Below are 16,965 nucleotides of genomic sequence, written 5' to 3'. Positions count from 1 at the left end.
TGCCAATGCCCCCTCCGCGCTGCGTGCTGCGGACGGGGCATTGCTCGTTTACAGCCCGCCCTACCCGCCCCACCACCCCTCGCGTGCCACTAAACGGGGTAGCGAAGGGGCGGATAGCGACTTAGCAGTTGCTCCTGGAAGGAATAGGGACATCACACATGTGTATGCCTTTGCTACTTATCTAATTAGTAAAGGCTATTGCTACGGCATAAGAAAAGCCCTTAGATACTGTCTAAGAGCTTTTCTTATGCCGTAGTTACTGCACAGCAAATAAGGAATCAGGGGCCTGCAACAACTTCAGTCATACTAGTAGGCGATAGATATTCTCTAGCCAATTTCTGTATATCTTCAGAAGTTGCGGCATTGATTTGCTGCAGGAAATCAGAGTAGTATGATGCTGGTAACTGCAGGAATACGATATTCTTATACTTGTCGCACTGTTCGAATACTGTACTTAATTCATTGGCGAATTTGCCAGTCATGTAGTTCTTTACGGTCTGCAATTCCTCGGTAGAAACCAAGCTATTCTGTAGCTCTGTTAGCTCATTATATATTTCCTGAATAGCTACTTGAGCTGATGCTGCATTTACATCGGTACCAATCACAAAGTTATTGGTATGCTCCCTGGAGCCAACGCTGGCATAGATACCATAGGTAAACCCTTTGTCTTCCCGGATATTCTTCATCAGGCGGGAGCCAAAATAGCCGCCCAATACTTTGACGAGCAGTTGAAGCTTATGCGTATCTGGGTGATTGAGGTTAGGCCACAGGCGGCCAATACGCAATGATGTCTGCATGGCATCCGCAACCTGTGTATATTCCTTTACTGGCTGAGAAACGATGCCTGCTGAATCATTTATTGATACTAAAACGGAGGTAGACAAAGGTGTGGTTTCTACCTGGCCGATAGCATCTCTGACAAGCTGGAGTTGTGGAGCGCTAATATTACCGCACAAAAAAACCTCAGCTTTTGCCATTTGGTAGGCAGAGCGGTGAAATTCCTGGATAGACTCTTTTGCTACTGTTGCAAACTCGCTTTCGTTGAACATGCGACCGTAAGGATACGCAGGGCCGTAGAGAGCCTGAGCGAAGCGCTCAGAAGCCAGATAGCTAGTTTTCTGTCGTTCAATGCGCACGTTCTGGATGGTGCGCGCCTTTAACTGGGCCAGCTCCGTTTCAGGAAATGATGCAGCTGTGGCCACATCTAGTACTAAAGGCAGCAGCTTCTCTAGATGGCGTGAGAGGCAATAAAGAGTTAGTGTGGACTGATCAAACCCTTGCTCGCACTCCAGGGAGGCACCGTAAAAAGCTACTTCATCTGCAATCTGGCGGGCAGAACGGGTTGGGGTGCCCTCCAGGAGCATTCGGGCAGTAAGCAAAGAGATACCTGATGTTGACTCATGCCATTTTCCGGCTGGGAAAACCAACTGCAGGCGTACTACGGGTTGAGCATCGTTGTGAATAACGTGTAGGCGTGCGCCATTGGGGAGCGAAAACACATCAGCCGCTGGTAGCGTAACGCTGGCCAGCGGCTGAACAGGAGGAGCGACTTGACGGTCGAGCATGGAAACGGGTTAGTTGATAGGAGCGGAACCGTCGCCGGTGCCGAAAGCTTCCTCAGACTTGTTGAAGTTGAAGTGCAAGGATACACGAATTGTTTGAGCCAATGGGTTGGCACGCTGGTTGGGCACTAGATAGGTGCCATCCACGCCGAAAACCTGGTAGCGGACTCCTAAGCCAAAGCTTAAGTACTGACGGTCGCCTTTTACGGGGTTTTCATAGAAGTACCCGACGCGAGCCGACAACAAATCATTGTACCAATACTCCAAACCAGCCGAAATGTTGATTTCTTTCAGCTCCTCGCTGAAGCCACCGGGCGCATCACTGAACGAGCCAACGATACCGCTGACAATGTTTTTGGCGCGGATATCAGCATTCTTGGTTTTAATGGCTTTGCCAAAACCCACAGTATCACCTTCCATATAGTATGGAGTAGGAACCAAGAGTTTGCTGGCATCGACAGTCAGCGTGATTTTATTGTACGCGTCCAGCTCACGGGTCAGAGCAGTACCCAGCTTCAGCGTCGTTGGCAGAAAATCGGCCTGCAACGCATTGGTGTAGGTCATTTTGTTGCCGATGTTGGAGATGGTAGCACCCAGGCCCAGGTTGTAGTCGCTGGGGCCAATGGAAAGGTCCTTGGTGTAATACAGACCCAGATCGACGGCGGCGGCATTGCCTGGCTTGCCGCTGATGTTGTCGCCGGTGAGGTTGGAGCGGATATAGCGCGCTGTTACACCCACACCGAGGTTGTCACTTAGCTTTTGGCCATACGAAACGCTGACCGCATATTCTTTGGGGTTAAAGTCGCCCAGAGAGCGGTTGTCTTTGTCGCGGAAAGAAATGGTGCCCAAATCGAAGTACATTAGCGAAGCCGAGATGGCCGAGCGTTGCCCGATTTTGGAGAAACCCGACAGATAGGCCAAGCCCATGTCATCGGTTACGTTGCGCAGCCAAGGCGAGTAGGAAGGCGAAACGCCATACTTGCTGTTGAGGAAACCCAGCTTACCAGCGTTATGATAGGAGGCATTGGCATCGGGCGAAATGGCTACTCCGGCTTCACCTAGTGCCGCAGAGCGGGCGTCGGGGCTTAAGGTCAGGATGGGAACGGCCGTTGTAATCGTATTCGGGGAACTCTGAGCCTGAGCTGCGATAGACACACCCAGCAAGCCGGGTAGGAGTGCTAATCGCAAAGGCAGCTTCAACAATGTCATACAGAAGAACAAGAAAAGCGGAATGGAAACGAAAAGGGCAGAATAGTGTCGGGTGCTTAGTTCAGAATAACCAGTTTTTCAAATTTTGAGGCCGTCGACTCGTGCGTCTGACACCGCACATTTACGCGGTATACATACACGCCCCGCGCTAACTGGTCTTCGTATTCGTCGCGGCCATTCCAAGTAAGAGGTTCTGCGTCGCGGCCTACGTGGGGGCCACTAGCAATGATGGTGGTGCGTAGCGTACGTACCAAGCGGCCCGATATGGTGAAGATCTGGACCTGTACGTCCAAATCGTCGTTGGTGTGGTTATGGTCGAACTGGAAGCTGGTTTTGGTCGAGAAAGGGTTGGGATAATTCAGAACGTGTGCCAAAGCTAACTTTTCCTGATTAGCCGCAATAAACTCTATTTCCTGCTGCGCCGAATTATTGAATGTGTCCCAAGCCTTGAGGCGCAGTACGTGCGGACCGGGTGTTAGTTCTTTAAACAGGTACTTTACTTTGCCAGCCCGGAAGTTGTCGACATCGGCAGTGTAGAAGTCGTTGAGGACGGTGAGCTTCGTCGGGTCGTTGTCGAGAGTAGCCGTGATTTCGTGGCCGATACCGGAGCCGGCAGTGTTGATGCCGCTGTCGTCGGAGAGGTGCGAAATCAGTGTTGTAGTGGTAGCCGTAAGTCCCCCGAACACGAAAGACTCCCGGTCCATGAAGAGACGAATAACCGGCGGAATAGTATCTAGTGGAGCCGAATCATCGGCTCCGCCCACGGCACTAGCCCGGTAACCTTTCGCGTCAGCAATTCGAATGGAGTCTTTGGCGTAGAGCTGAATCTTGCCCAGGCCCACACTATAATTAATGTCTTTGGGAACTACGAAGTTGAGCTTGAAACGGCCGTTACGAACGGATGCCTGCCCGTCATAGATGACGTTTTCCTGAACTTTCACCGGAATAACCAAGTCATCAAACTCATTTTTCAGAGTGTTGACAACAGCTGGCTTTTCGTACACCGTCACGTGGGCTTGTCCGGTAAAACCGGTGTTGACAGCCTGGCCAGACTTAATCAAGCCGGACAGCTGAACGGTCGAAAGAGCCTTGAGCGTGTCGTTGGAGGCAGCACTGAGCAGCTTGCCATTGATGGAATCGAGGGCTATTTCCTGCTGGCCGGTAGCTAGGTGGGTAGTAGGGTCACCCAACAACGCGTAGTTACGATTGTAACTGGCGCTGACACTGTTGTTTTTAGCAATCATTACAGCTTCGCCTAGAGGGGGCAACTGACCGGTGGCGGGCTTGAAGAGGAAGTTGTAGAACTGGCTGGACAGATTGAAGCTATAGTTTGAAAAAGCCAGACGGGTCGTTGTTAGCAGACCAATGGCGCCGCCAGCAACGTCGGTCAGAACAAGCTCTCCACCGGAGTCCTCCTCGGGGTTATCGTAGGTGCTAAAGTCACAGGTACCGGTAACCATAAAGGTCATACGGTTGCGGTTCTGCAGAGCCAGCACCGACTGCTTGGTTAGAATCTGCTCGTCGGCCCAGCCTTTGGGCCCACCGTGGCCGCTATAGTGTACTAGCAAGGAGCCCTGCTCTAGCGACTCATCGAGCGCCCGGTTACATTCGGGGGAGCGTTGGCCGCCGGCCGCAATCAACTGCGGATACAGATCCAGATACACTTTATGGACATTGTATTCGGGATGCCGCACCGCAATACTATCGGCCTGCGGATTGGCCGATTCGCTGATGTGGATAGAGTTGTTGCCATCATCGGCCACGAACGTGACGCGGTTGCGCCATTTACCAAAGCTGATGGGCTCGTCGTAGCGGATCAGCTTATCAACAACCAGCGTTGCCTGCGCGGTGGAGCCGGGCTGGTCGCGTGGAGTGCGGATCGGCAACCGGCCGATACCGATGTCGATTAGCTCGTTGCTGTTGTTCTCGTCCCACTCACCTTCATCATCATCCAGGAGGCCAAAATAGTCATCGGAACAGAACGTAACGCCCTTGCCCTGAGGGAAAGAAGAACCACGCGGATATGTCAGCGCGAAGGACTCGCGCGATTCGTACGTTGGCACAAAGTTCTGGGCAATTTTGTCGCCATTGAGCGGGGAGCGTTCCGACCACCAAGGCGGCAGGAACTTCGGGTCATTGGACGGGTCTGATTTGTAGTCGTACGAGGCGTCGCCGAACAGCAGAAGGTACTTAAGCTTGGCAGCGGAAGAATTACGGTCATAAACCATCTTCATCATATCCCGGATAGCCGTTATATCCTGGCCCCCGGAGCTGAATTCGTTGTATACTTCCGTCGTCGTTACCACTTCTACCTTGAGCTTGTCGTGGATGCGGCGGTAGGCGGCCAATCGGCTAGCTTCCTGCTTGAAGAGCGGATGGGTTACGATAACCAGGTCTACATCGCCAGTAAGGCGGGCATGTAGGTTCTGGTTGGCAACGCGGCCGAAAAAGCGGGGTGGGGCCGGAAAGTCGCTGCCGGTGAAGGCCACAAATTCGCGGGCACTATCGGTAGCTGCTATAAAGTTGCCGGCCCCATTGAGCAGTATTGGCCGGGGGTGGCGCGGATTAGTGACATCCCAAACGGAAGTGCCGGCAGGGGCGCCCAGCTGAAAATCGCTGAAAGGCACGGTTGGCACGCAATTGAACTGGAGCAGGTTGCCGGTAAGCCGCAGTCGCCGCGGAGCATTTACTTCCAGATAATCGAGGTAGCCCTGGCCCGATGGGTCGCTGGGGCTGCTGAAGCTAAGCCGGACGCGCACATCGGCAGCCGGTGCGGCGGGCAACGGGTAGGAAAACGTCTGTAAGTCGGAATTGGCTACTTCAGGGTAAAAGTCCGGGGTAGAGCTATAGCCACGCACTGTTTGGACGGTACCCAGCGCCGACCCATTCAGCGCCAGCTGAAAACGAGTGGCGCTACCATATACTGACGCGCCCACCACCTGCGAGGTCAGTTGCAGGGTAGAATTGGGTACCATATCCGGAATGTTAAAAGTTACTTCCCGGGACGTGGAGTTGTTCGTGAATCCTTCGCCCAGCCACTGCCGGCCAGACTTACCCAAGTTGAGCAACTCCTGCTCGTGAAATTGGCGTTCCAGAAACTGACTAACAATAGTCGTCGACGATACAGGTGCACCAGGGACGAAGCGGGGTGAACCTACCCGCAGCCCAGCTGTAGTACCTACCGTAACAAAGTAGTAAGCCGTATCGGCGTACACGTTCAGATTGTGCCGAAAGCGCGGGGTTGCACCGTTGGGGTCGAAGCTCCAGGTGTGGGGGCCGCGGGCGTAGAAGAGTACGTAGTCGGCATCATCGAAGCTGTTGTCGGCTTCGCCGGCCACGTAAATGGCGTTTTCGGCCAGATCATCGGGACGGTAGACGCTGTTGGCCTGGGGCAGAGTACCCATTGCATTGCCGTAAATCTTGAGGCGGCGTGGGTCACGGCCCTGCATGTTGATGCCGAGCGTTTCGAGGGCTTTTTTATCCAGCTTATAAATGCCGCTGGTAGCCACACCAATTTTGAACCACTCACCTTGGTTGAGCACGGAGGAGTTGGCGTAGGTACGGGCCTGGGTACGGCGCTGGTCGGTGCTTAGAGAGTAAGCATACTCAAATGAAACCAGCTTCTCGGCCTGCCCGGTCTGGGAGTTGCGCCGCACAGCCTGAACAAGCGTAATGGTGAAGAGCTGACGCCGCTCTGTGCCCGTCGTCAGGCGTACATCGGCGGCAGCTGGCAGCTTGGCGGCATCAAACAGTTTGGCATCGGCGGCGGAAAATGGCTCGTAAACGGCATTGCGCACCTCGCCTTGGCTAACGCGCCCGGCAATGCGCAGCTGGTAGTTGGGATTTTGTTCGCCGGCCCGGAAGGCAGCACCGCCGAAAGTCGGCACTTTACGCCGTTGGCCGGTCTGGAGTATTGCCTCGGTGTAGCCCTGCCATTTCAGCTGGCCCCGCACTACTTGCTCCCCACCTTGAGCGTTGGCCGTACTAACCGCGCCAAAGGCCAGCTGCCACAAAATAACCAGTAAAGTAGAGTAGCGCATAGATGTTGGTCAGGAGCAGTAGGGTAGGTTTGCAATGAAGGATGAGCTTGCAACACGCCCACTAAAAAAGCGGTTCACCAGATCATCGGCTACTTAACTACCGACAAAGGCAAATATTGTGGTGTTGCTATCCAAAATATCAGCCGTAGGCCGGCCGCACAACCGACAGGGCTACATACAACAATACAACGAGCGGAATGGCGGTGGCGCCCAGCACAATCAGCAAAGGCAAAGCCAACAGCAGGAAGATGAACCGTAGAGAGTTATCCTGCCAGGTGAGGTTCTTGAACTTGAGCGCAAACAGCGGAATTTCGGCCACCAGCAAGCCCGACAGCAGCACCGTTAGACCCAGCAGCACCCAGGGGTGCAGAATGAAGCCGGTGAGGCCGAACGTATCGTGGGCCAGAATGAGCGGTAGCGAGGCTACTACCAGCGTGCAAGCCGGTGTGGGCAGCCCGATAAAGGAAGTCGTTTGGCGGGTGTCGTTGTTGAACTTGGCTAGGCGCAGGGCCGAAAATACCGTGACAATGAAGCCTGCGTAGGGCAGCCACTCGGGCAGGCCGGCGGCGCGGCCCAGCAAATGAAACAGGATGGCGCCCGGCACCACGCCGAACGAGACCATATCGGCCAGTGAGTCGAGGTCTTTGCCGATGGGGGAGGAGGCGTGCAGGGCGCGGGCCAGCAGACCGTCGGCAAAATCGAAGGCGGCAGCCAGGCCCACCAGGTACGCGGCGGTTTCGAGGTGGCCGGCAAAGATGTTGCACAGGGCCAGGCACCCCGCAAACAGGTTGAGACAGGTAACGGCGTTGGGAAGGTGATTCTTCATGCAGGGGAAAAGACAAACGAACTTAGCGCAAAAACGGATTGGACTGTCGCTCAGCGCCAATGGTGGTGGCCGGGCCGTGGCCGGGGTACACCGTAACGGTATCGGGCAGCGTCAGGAGCTGCTGGCGGATACTGGCAATAAGGGTGTTGTAGTCGCCGCCGGGCAAATCGGTGCGGCCGATGCTGCCCTGAAACAGCACGTCGCCGCCGATAACGACTTCAGTAGGCGCGTGGTAGAACACCACGTGACCGGGCGCGTGGCCCGGCGCAAAGCGCACTTCCAGCTCGGTGTCGCCGAATTTAACTGGGGTGCCGGGCGTGAGGAAACCGGTGGGCTCAGCGGGCTGGTACTGCGGAAAGCCGTAGGTGGGCGCGTAGGTGGGCACAGCGCGCAGGGTGCTCAGGTCGGCCTCGTGAATCAGGAACGGCACCTTATACGTGTCCAGAACAAAGGCATTACCGAAAACGTGGTCGATGTGGCAGTGTGTGTTCAGTAGCAGCACTACCTGCAGGCCCTGGGCTTCGATGAAAGCGCGTAGCGCCTGCTGCTCGGCCTTGTCATAGCAGCCCGGGTCTACTACCGCGCACTGGCCGGTGGCATCGTGGAGCAGGTAGGTATTTTCGGAAAAAGCGTTGAAAGTAAAACCAGAGACGGTCATGCAGCGGAGAGAATAAGTCGGGCAGATTGGGGAGGTAAGTTACGAGACTTGCCGGGAAGATACACCGCCCGGGCTTTGTGGAAAGCAAGTGGGGCCGGCACCAGGCCCGATTTTGCCCGACCGGCTCCGGAGTACAGCGACTGTGGTTTTCGGCTTACCTTGCCAGCCATGACTGCTTACGATTACCTGATTATCGGCCACGGCATTGCTGGCGCCACTATGGCCTATGAGCTGCGTCGCCGAGGCTACGCCGTGCTGGTGCTCGATACCGCCCAGCCCGATTCGGCTTCCAACGTGGCCGCCGGGCTCATGAACCCCGTGGCCGGCCAGCGCTTTGCCCTCACCTGGCGCGCCGATGAGCTGATGACGGCGGCCACAGCTTTTTACCGCGAGCTGGAAGCCCGTTTCGGCCTGCCTTTCTTCTTTGAGGTGCCCATTCTGAAGCTGCTCTCGTCGGTGGCCGAGCAAAATGCCCTGCTGGCCCGTAGTGCCGATAATCCGTGGCGGGACTTCGTGCAGGAAATCAACCTGAACCCGGCGCCCATTGAAGGCGTGCGACAGGATTTCGGGGGCGTTACCATCCGGCGCGGGGGCTACGTTTCCCTGCGCGAGGTACTGGCGGCGCTGGCCGCCGAAGGCCTGCAAAAAGGGTGGCTGCGGTGCGAAACTTTTGCTCCGCAGCAACTTGTTGTCGAACCTGGTGGGGTAACTTATAAGGAAGACGTGCGCGCTCGGCACATTATCTTCTGTGAAGGAGCCGCAGCCACGCAAAATCCGTACTTTAACTGGCTGCCGCTGCGGCCCAACCAGGGCGAGGTGCTCGATGTGGAGTGCGCTGGTCTGTCGCAGGCACAGGTGCTCAACAAGGGCGCCTACGTGGTGCCGCTGGGGCAGCAGCAGTTTCGGGTGGGCGCCACGTATCGGCGGCCGCCTTTTGCCGCTTCCATTACGGAGCAGGCCCGGCAGGAACTCAGCCAAAAGCTGAGCGGCATGACGGACCAGCCGTTTTCGGTTACCGGTCAGCGCATGGGAATGCGCCCGACCGTGCCCGACCGAAAACCCCTGGTGGGTACGCATCCGGCCTTGCCGGTTGTGAGTATATGCAATGGCTTCGGCTCCAAAGGAGTAATGATTGCTCCGCGGCTGGCCGCCCATTTTGCCGATGTGCTGGAAGGCACCGCGGAATTATGGCCCGAAGTCAATATCCGGCGGTATTCTGCGTTATATACAGCTAGCCTTTTCGAGGCCGGCCTTTCTTCCTGATTTCTCCGCTTTTCGCCTTCTCTATGAAGCACCTATCCTTACTCATGGCGTTATCGGCAGCCCTGGTGCTGTCGGCCGGCGACGCAGCTCAGGCCCAGACGGCTCAGGAGCCTTTTGGGCGGGTCCGTATTCAGTACAAGGACTTCAACTGGCAGCAGCTGAGCACCCAGAACTTTAATATCTACTTCTATGCCGGCGGCGAAATTACGGCCCGGCGAGCGGCGGAGTACGCCGAGAAAGAGCTCCAGCGCATCACGGCCCTGATTGGCTACTACCCGTATTCTAAGACTACTATTATGCTCTATAACTCCGTGGGCGACCTGCGGCAGAGCAACGTAGGTCTCGATACCGACAAGTACCAGACCGGCGGCGAAACCGAGCTGCTGCGCATGAGCAAGGTGCAGCTGGCTTTTCAGGGCCAGCAAACCACCTTTAAGCGTGATTTGAGCTTTCAGATTACCCGCGTGCTGCTCAACGACATGATGTATGGCGGCTCGCTGAAGGAAGTTATTCAGAGCAGCTACCTGCTCCAATTGCCCGACTGGTTTGTGTCAGGCGCTTCGGCCTATGCCGCCGAGGGTTGGAGCGTGCAGGTCGACGACTACATGCGCGACATGACGCAGAAGGTAGATTCGAACCGGCCCGCACAGTTTTTCGTGCGCAACCCCGAGTTAGCCGGCCAGAGCATCTGGAACTACATTGCTGAGCGCTACGGCTACACCACCATTCAGAATATTCTGAACCTGACGCGCATCACGCGCGACGTGGAAGTGGGCATCAGCAGCTCGTTGAATGTACCCTACAAAGTCTTTCTCAAGGACTGGATAGCCTACTACCGCCAGCTGAATGCCCAGCCCCAGACGCCGTTTGTGCTGCCCGAAGAAGCCCGGCAGCTAACCAGAAGCAACCGAAAAAATATCCTGTACTCGCAGCCAGTGCTGAGCCCCAACGGCCAACGGCTGGCCTACGTATCGAACGAGCGGGGCCGTTACCAGGTGACGGTAGTCAACCGCGACGGCTCGAAGCGGCGTACCGTGCACCGGGGCGGCTTCAAGTCGCCGGATCAGCAGGTGGAAACCCGCCTGCCGGTGCTGGCCTGGCGCAGCAATAGCCAAATGGCCGTGGCCGAGGAATACCGGGGCAGCATGACGCTCCGCTCGGTTTCGGCCGATGCCGGCCCTACCAACTTCGTGTTCCGGCTCGTCGATGACCTATTTGGCCGTAGCGGCTCCACGGTTTTCAAGCCCTTTTCACAGGTGCTGGATCTGAGCTATTCGCCCGATGGTAAGTCGCTGGTGTTTAGCGGCGTGCGCGACGGGCAAAACGACCTATATTTGCTGCGGGCCGGCAGCCGCACCCCCGAAAAGCTTACCAACGACGTATTCGACGACGTGCAGCCCGTGTTTCTGCCCGGAGGTGGCGGTATCGTGTTCAGCTCCAACCGCTGGCTCGACTCGGCCGGCACGGCCAAGGGTAATTTCGGCAGCGTGGTTAACAACTACGACCTGTTTCTCTACCACCTCGATGGCCGCGCCCAGCCCATGGAAATGCTGGTCAGCACGATTTCCAACGAAGGCCGGCCCCGAGTGGTATCCGACGATGAAATCTTGTTTCTGGGGGAAGAAAGCGGCATCAGCAGCATCTACCGCTACTCCTTTAAAACGAAGCAGCACGTACCGGTGAGCAGCTTTCAGCCCAACATCGAGAACTTCGACTACAATGCCGCTACCGGCGCGCTGGGCTTTGTGGCCGCCGATAAGTCGCGAGACTTCATGTACCTCTACCCGACGTACGCGCTGCCCGAAAACCTGATTCTGTACAAGACGGCCCGACAGGAAACCCTGGAAGACCGTTCGCGCGCGCCACAGAAAGCTGCTGTTCAGCCGGCCAAATCTGTAGCTGCCGAGCCGCAGGACAACCCCACAGCACCCCGCAAGAGCGACGCGCCGATTAATACCAGCGACTACCAGTTTGAGGAAGACGTGCCCAGCCGGGCCAACGCGCCCCGCCGCAAGCGCACCGATGTAGCCGCGCTGCCCACCGCTCCGCCCGCCGACGCGTTTGCCGTAGTGGGTCCCTACAAATACGACAAGCGCTTCAGCATCGACAACGTAGTATCGTCGCTCTACGCCGACCCATTGCTGGGTGTCGGTTTAATCGGGCAGGCCAACATGACGGATCTTTTTGAGGACCACCGCATCAAGGCCGGTATTTTTGCCCTTACTGATTTGCGTACCAGTAACATCTATGCCGAGTATACCAACCTGCGCAAGCGTTACGACTGGAGCGTCGGCTACCAGAAACAAGCCTACTTCTTCGATACCGAGACGCAGCGGCAGCGCTTTGGCCGCCACGAGGTTTCGCCGACTATTGCCTATCCACTTTCGCACAACCTAAGTGTGCGGGGCGGCCCACGCTTCGTGAACGTGAGTCGGACGGTTATTACCCAGTTTACAACTGATGACGACCTGAACCGGAACTACATCGGAGTAAGCGGCGAACTGGTGTTCGATAACTCTATTTCGACGGGCGTTAATATGATGGAAGGCACCCGAATGAAAATCGGGGTGTTGAAGCTCAACGGCATTGATGATGGCGCGCAAAATTTTGGCAAGGTTTACATCGACCTGCGCCATTATCAGAAAATCCATCGTCAAATCATATGGGCCAACCGGGCCAGCTTCGGCTCTTTCTTCGGCACGGCCGCGCAAACTTTCCGCCTGGGCGGCATGGATAACTGGGTGCTGAACACCCGCTATGACGACGCGCGCCTGACACCGCTGACGCCCAATATGAGCGACCCTACCCAGGTGTTCTACCAGCAGTTTGTAACCAACCTGCGCGGCTTCGACTACAGCAAGCGCAGCGGCCCCCGCTACGTGCTGTTCAACTCTGAGCTGCGGGTGCCCATTATTCAATATTTGTCGCGCAAGCCCATCTATTCCGGCTTCTTCCGCAATCTGCAGCTGACCACCTTTACCGATGCGGGCTCGGCTTATTCGGGCTCGAACCCATTTAATGAAAACAACTCCTTCAATACGCAGGTGAAAGGCGGCGCCGGCAACTCCTTTACGGCTACGGTGGTAAACTTCCGCAACCCGCTGCTGATTGGCTACGGCTTTGGTATGCGTACCACGCTGCTGGGTTTCTACGGAAAGGCCGATATTGCCTGGGGCCAGGAAGACTACGTGCAGAAAGGCCCCAAATTCTACTTCACGCTGGGCTACGATTTCTAAGCCGGCCTGAACTTCTGCAATTACACTGAATAGAGCCAGCCGGGGCAACCGCGCTGGCTCTATTCGTGTTTATTACCCATCTTACCCCCGTTCTACGCGCCCTTTACTTTGCTCTACTATGAAAAAAATCTTACTCCTGAGTGCGCTGTGCATCATAGCATGGCTACCCACCGCTGCGCAGTACCAAACGCCGGGCACAGGCGTGCACTGGAATCTGGCGCAGTTGGTTGCCGCTTCCAGTGGCTACGTCACTACTTCTGGCAGTACCAATTTCCAGGTGAATGACACCATCCGGATTTCGGCGCGCGACACGCTCGAAATCCGTAGCAACGCCATCATTAGGATGGCCTCTCTGGCCTTGCTCTACGTGGACGGCGTACTGTTGATTAACCCCCGCGACTCAGTCAAAATAACGGCCGTCAATCCGGCGGCCCCCTTTCACAGCATCTCGTTTTCGGGCACCAGCACCGGCTCGGAGCTACGCAAGACGGTGGTGGAATACGGCGGCGGCATCAAGGCCGTGGACGTGAGCTTGGTGCTCGACAGCTGCGTGGTGCGCTACCAAGTGGCTTCCATCGGTACCAAAGCCACCAACAGCGGGGCCATCAGCCTCTCGGGCGGTACGCCGCGCATCACTAACTGCCGCATCTATAACAACGCCCGCTCCGGCATCCTGAGCCCGGCCAACCGGCCGACTTCAGTCATCATCCGCAACAACGTGCTGGTGGCTAACAGCACCGAGAATGGCAACTGGCCGCAAATCAATCTGGGCGTGGGCGGCCCTGCTACCACTATCATCCAGGGCAACCTCGTCGTGGGCCGTTACATCATGGCCGGCGGCATTAGCGTGTCGAACCTGCTGGGGGCCAGCGCCCTGACGCAGGTGCAGATTCGGCGTAACATCGTGCGCAACAACCGCTACGGCATTGCTATTGTGGGCGGCAACATCAGCAGCTACATCACCCAGAACATCGTTTCCGACAACAACATCAACCCCAACGCCCAGACCGGCGGTAGTGGATTGAACTTCAACGGCACCCAAACGCAGGTTGGCGTAGTATCGCGCAATATTCTGCGGGGCAACCTCTACGGCGTCACGCTGCAGCGCTCCAACTCCAGCACCCCCGCCCCGCGCATCAGCTTCGGCGACCTGAGCAGTACTGATACTACCAACGTGGGCCGCAATCTGCTGACGGGTAACGGCAACGGTGGGCAAGTGTACGATATCTTCAACAATACCGCCGAGAGCTTCAAGGCCGAAGGCAACGATTGGGGCACCAGCTCGGCTGCTGAAATTGAAGCGCACGTGTACCACCAGCCCGACAACGTAGCACTGGGCGTCGTCGATTATCTGCCCTTCCGCCCCACGATACTGGCGGCCCGGCCTGCGCAGCCGCTACAGCTGGCCGTGTATCCCAACCCGGCTACCGACCTGCTCACGTTTGAGCTGCCAAATACGCAAGCCGCTGCCGAGCTGCGCGTGCTCGATCTGACGGGCCGGCTGGTAGCTACTTACGCGGCCAAACCCGTGAATGGCCGCCTTCAATTATCCACTTACACCCTGGCTGCTGGCCTCTACACCTACCGCCTGACCCAGGAAAGTGCTACCGCCACCGGCAAGTTTGCCGTGGTGAAGTAAGCCGCATCTGTCCCGAAAAAAAGCCTTCTGCCGCCGGTAGAAGGCTTTTTTGTTTTCAACAGAGTGCACCGATTCGTAGCCCCGGGGCGAATAATGAACTTAGGTGAGGCCTATCCGAAGGTTGGGTTGTATCTTTGCGGCCCTGTTCACCAGCCGCTGTACCGTGTTGCTCCTCCGCGAGATTTGGTATTTGATTCAGAAGGACTTCCGCCTGGAATGGCGGCAGCGCGCGGCCCTCAGCGGCATGCTGCTCTACGTGGGCAGCACCGTATTCGTGTGCTATCTGAGCTTCGCGCTGCGCGGTGGAGAGCTGCCGGTACCTGCCTGGAACGCCCTGTTCTGGATTATTCTGCTCTTTACGGCCGTCAATGCCGTGGCTAAGGGCTTTTTACAGGAAAGTCGGGGCCGCCTGCTCTACTACTACACGCTGGTGCAGCCCCAGGCCGTTATTATGGCCAAAATCGTGTATAATGCTTTGCTGCTCTTAGGCTTGGCCTTGGCTGGGTTTGGCCTGTATGCGGTAGTGCTGGGTAACCCCGTGCAGAATATGCCGCTGTTTCTGGCCAATGTGGTGCTGGGCGCGGTGGGCTTTGCTTCCACGCTCACGCTGGTATCGGGCATTGCGGCAAAAGCCACCAACAGCAGTACGCTGATGGCCGTGCTGGGCTTCCCGCTGATGGTGCCTATGCTACTGCTGCTCATCAAAGTATCGAAAAATGCGCTGGACGGGCTTGAATTCGATGCCAGCCGCAGCTCTTTGCTCACGCTGGTGGCCCTCAACCTGATTGTCAGCGCCGTGTCGTACTTGCTGTTTCCTTTTTTATGGCGGAGCTAATGCAACACTGGGGTAAATCCGGCACAAATGCCGGCCAGCGGAGTGTGACAAACTACCCGGCTTGGCTGTTATTCTCGGGCACCGTTTTCCCGCGTGCCACGCCGTTAATTTCTTGCTGCTTATGAAAAACAACTGGTGGAAAGCCCTGGCCGTGGTGCTGCTGCTGTATACGGCGGTGGCCGGCCTGCTGGTGCCCGTGCCCCGGCTGGCTATTCTCAACGAAACCATCCGCAATTTGTACTTCCACGTGCCGATGTGGTTCGGCATGACCTTTATTCTGATTGCCTCGGTCATCTATTCCATTCGCTACCTGCGCAACCCCACGCCCGAGCTGGATATCCGCTCCCACGAGGCGGCCCGCACCGGTATTCTGATGGGCTGCGTGGGGCTGGCTACGGGCAGTATCTGGGCCAAGTACACCTGGGGCACCTGGTGGACCAATGACCCCAAGCTCAACGGCGCGGCCATTGCCATGCTCATCTACGGGGCTTATTTGGTACTGCGCTCTTCCTTTACCGATGAGCAGCAGCGGGCCCGCATTTCGGCCATCTACAACATTTTCGCCTTCGCTACGGCTATGCCGCTGTTCTATATCCTGCCCCGCCTCACAGATTCGCTCCACCCCGGCGCGGGCGGCAACCCGGCCTTTGCCAAGTACGACCTCGACGACAACATGCGGCTCGTGTTTTACCCCGCCGTTATCGGCTGGACGCTGCTGGCCTTCTGGCTGGCCCAGGTGGCCAGCCGCATTGCTCTGCTCAAACAAAAAGTATATGAAAAACAGCTTGCTTAAGCTCCGTTCGGCCTTTTTGCTGCTGGCCGCCCTGCTGCTGCCCGTGCTGCATGCCGCCGCCCAAGCCGGCACCGACTCGCCCGAAATGGCCGACGCTCTGCGCCAGAACGGCAAAATCTACGTGGTAGTGGCCGTCATTGCTGTGGTGCTGGCCGGGCTGCTAGCCTTTCTCATCTCCCTCGACCGCAAAGTAGGTCGGCTGGAAAAGGAGCTGAAAGACTAGTAACGGCTACCACCAGCTACGGCCGCCAACCGTGCGGAGTGACCCGCCTGACGAAAATCAGGTGGTTGGGTGACAAATGAATTCCGCCCCGACGGATTTTTCGGGGACTTTTGGTTGTTCAGTAAAGCCGGTTTATAGAGTCCGGCGCTGTTGAAGCATCATGAAAAAATCTCATATTCTCGCCATTGCCGTCATTGCCGTTGCTATCGGCATCATCATGAGCACTGTCGGCGACGCCAGCGTGTACGTGTCGTTCCGCGAAGCCCGGGAGCGGGCCGCCGATGGTAACCTCACCAAAGTACACGTAGTGGGCCGTCTCCCGCGCGACGGGCAGAAGAACATCATGGGCCTGGAATATAATCCGACGCTCGACCCCAACTACTTCGCCTTCACCCTGGTTGATACCAACCGGATTGCCCAGCGCGTGATTTACTTCAACCCCAAGCCCCAGGATTTCGACAAGTCGGAGCAGGTCGTCATTACCGGCGCGATGCGCAACGACGTGTTCGTGGCTGATAAAATTCTGCTGAAGTGTCCTTCCAAGTATGTGGAGAAGGACCTCAAAGGCGCTACCGCTTCGCGGTAATTGGCAACTACTGGCTGAGCGTTGCTGCGGGGCAGCTGATTGCATAAACCTGCATTTCAGCCTCCGGCGCCTCAGTTCTTAGTTGCTGATTTTAC

The 16,965-nt window shown here is 56.7% G+C and carries 12 protein-coding genes; 7 read left to right on the top strand and 5 right to left on the bottom strand.

Annotated features, from left to right (window positions below):
* Positions 1 to 278: 278 nt before the first annotated feature.
* From LGH74_RS18250 to LGH74_RS18230, 5 genes are all read right to left on the bottom strand, one after another.
* A complete protein-coding gene (locus tag LGH74_RS18250) occupies positions 279 to 1,565 on the bottom strand; it encodes a M16 family metallopeptidase (RefSeq protein ID WP_226177798.1) in 1,287 nt (428 codons plus the stop codon).
* Positions 1,566 to 1,574: 9 nt separating this feature from the next.
* Entirely contained in the window at positions 1,575 to 2,717 is a 1,143-nt protein-coding gene (gene porV, locus LGH74_RS18245; protein WP_226177797.1) for a type IX secretion system outer membrane channel protein PorV, read from the bottom strand.
* Positions 2,718 to 2,827: 110 nt separating this feature from the next.
* On the bottom strand, positions 2,828 to 6,811 hold the full coding sequence (porU, locus tag LGH74_RS18240; RefSeq protein ID WP_226177796.1) for a type IX secretion system sortase PorU: 3,984 nt from the start codon (positions 6,809 to 6,811) through the stop codon (positions 2,828 to 2,830).
* 139 nt (positions 6,812 to 6,950) lie between these two features.
* Positions 6,951 to 7,637 carry a CDP-alcohol phosphatidyltransferase family protein gene (locus tag LGH74_RS18235; protein ID WP_226177795.1) on the bottom strand — a complete coding sequence of 229 codons (687 nt, stop codon included), beginning with the start codon at positions 7,635 to 7,637 and terminating at the stop codon, positions 6,951 to 6,953.
* A gap of 22 nt (positions 7,638 to 7,659) precedes the next feature.
* Positions 7,660 to 8,295, bottom strand: a complete 636-nt coding sequence (locus LGH74_RS18230) for an MBL fold metallo-hydrolase (protein ID WP_226177793.1) — start codon at positions 8,293 to 8,295, stop codon at positions 7,660 to 7,662.
* 168 nt (positions 8,296 to 8,463) lie between these two features.
* On the opposite strand from LGH74_RS18230, the gene LGH74_RS18225 reads away from it, so the two are divergent.
* The 7 genes from LGH74_RS18225 to LGH74_RS18195 all read left to right on the top strand — a co-directional run bounded on the left by LGH74_RS18225 (position 8,464) and on the right by LGH74_RS18195 (position 16,870).
* Complete coding sequence (locus tag LGH74_RS18225; protein WP_226177792.1) at positions 8,464 to 9,558, top strand: NAD(P)/FAD-dependent oxidoreductase; 1,095 nt, start codon at positions 8,464 to 8,466, stop codon at positions 9,556 to 9,558.
* A gap of 23 nt (positions 9,559 to 9,581) precedes the next feature.
* Positions 9,582 to 12,794 carry a hypothetical protein gene (locus LGH74_RS18220; protein ID WP_226177791.1) on the top strand — a complete coding sequence of 1,071 codons (3,213 nt, stop codon included), beginning with the start codon at positions 9,582 to 9,584 and terminating at the stop codon, positions 12,792 to 12,794.
* A gap of 118 nt (positions 12,795 to 12,912) precedes the next feature.
* The gene (locus LGH74_RS18215) at positions 12,913 to 14,433 is read left to right on the top strand and encodes a T9SS type A sorting domain-containing protein (RefSeq protein ID WP_226177790.1); all 1,521 of its coding nucleotides are present in this window, start codon (positions 12,913 to 12,915) and stop codon (positions 14,431 to 14,433) included.
* Between the two features lie 166 nt (positions 14,434 to 14,599).
* Positions 14,600 to 15,268: a heme exporter protein CcmB gene (locus tag LGH74_RS18210; RefSeq protein WP_262904698.1), complete on the top strand. Its 669-nt coding sequence runs from the start codon at positions 14,600 to 14,602 to the stop codon at positions 15,266 to 15,268.
* Between the two features lie 121 nt (positions 15,269 to 15,389).
* Positions 15,390 to 16,061, top strand: a complete 672-nt coding sequence (locus LGH74_RS18205; protein WP_226177788.1) for a cytochrome c biogenesis protein — start codon at positions 15,390 to 15,392, stop codon at positions 16,059 to 16,061.
* A complete protein-coding gene (locus LGH74_RS18200; protein WP_226177787.1) occupies positions 16,042 to 16,284 on the top strand; it encodes a CcmD family protein in 243 nt (80 codons plus the stop codon). The genes LGH74_RS18205 and LGH74_RS18200 overlap by 20 nt, the downstream gene beginning before the upstream one ends.
* Before the next feature lie 160 nt (positions 16,285 to 16,444).
* On the top strand, positions 16,445 to 16,870 hold the full coding sequence (locus LGH74_RS18195) for a cytochrome c maturation protein CcmE domain-containing protein (RefSeq protein ID WP_226177786.1): 426 nt from the start codon (positions 16,445 to 16,447) through the stop codon (positions 16,868 to 16,870).
* The last annotated feature ends 95 nt before the right edge of the window (positions 16,871 to 16,965 follow it).

It is taken from the genome of Hymenobacter lucidus (assembly GCF_020447265.1).
Classification (GTDB): domain Bacteria; phylum Bacteroidota; class Bacteroidia; order Cytophagales; family Hymenobacteraceae; genus Hymenobacter; species Hymenobacter lucidus.
This window is presented reverse-complemented; position numbering and strand designations above follow the sequence as displayed.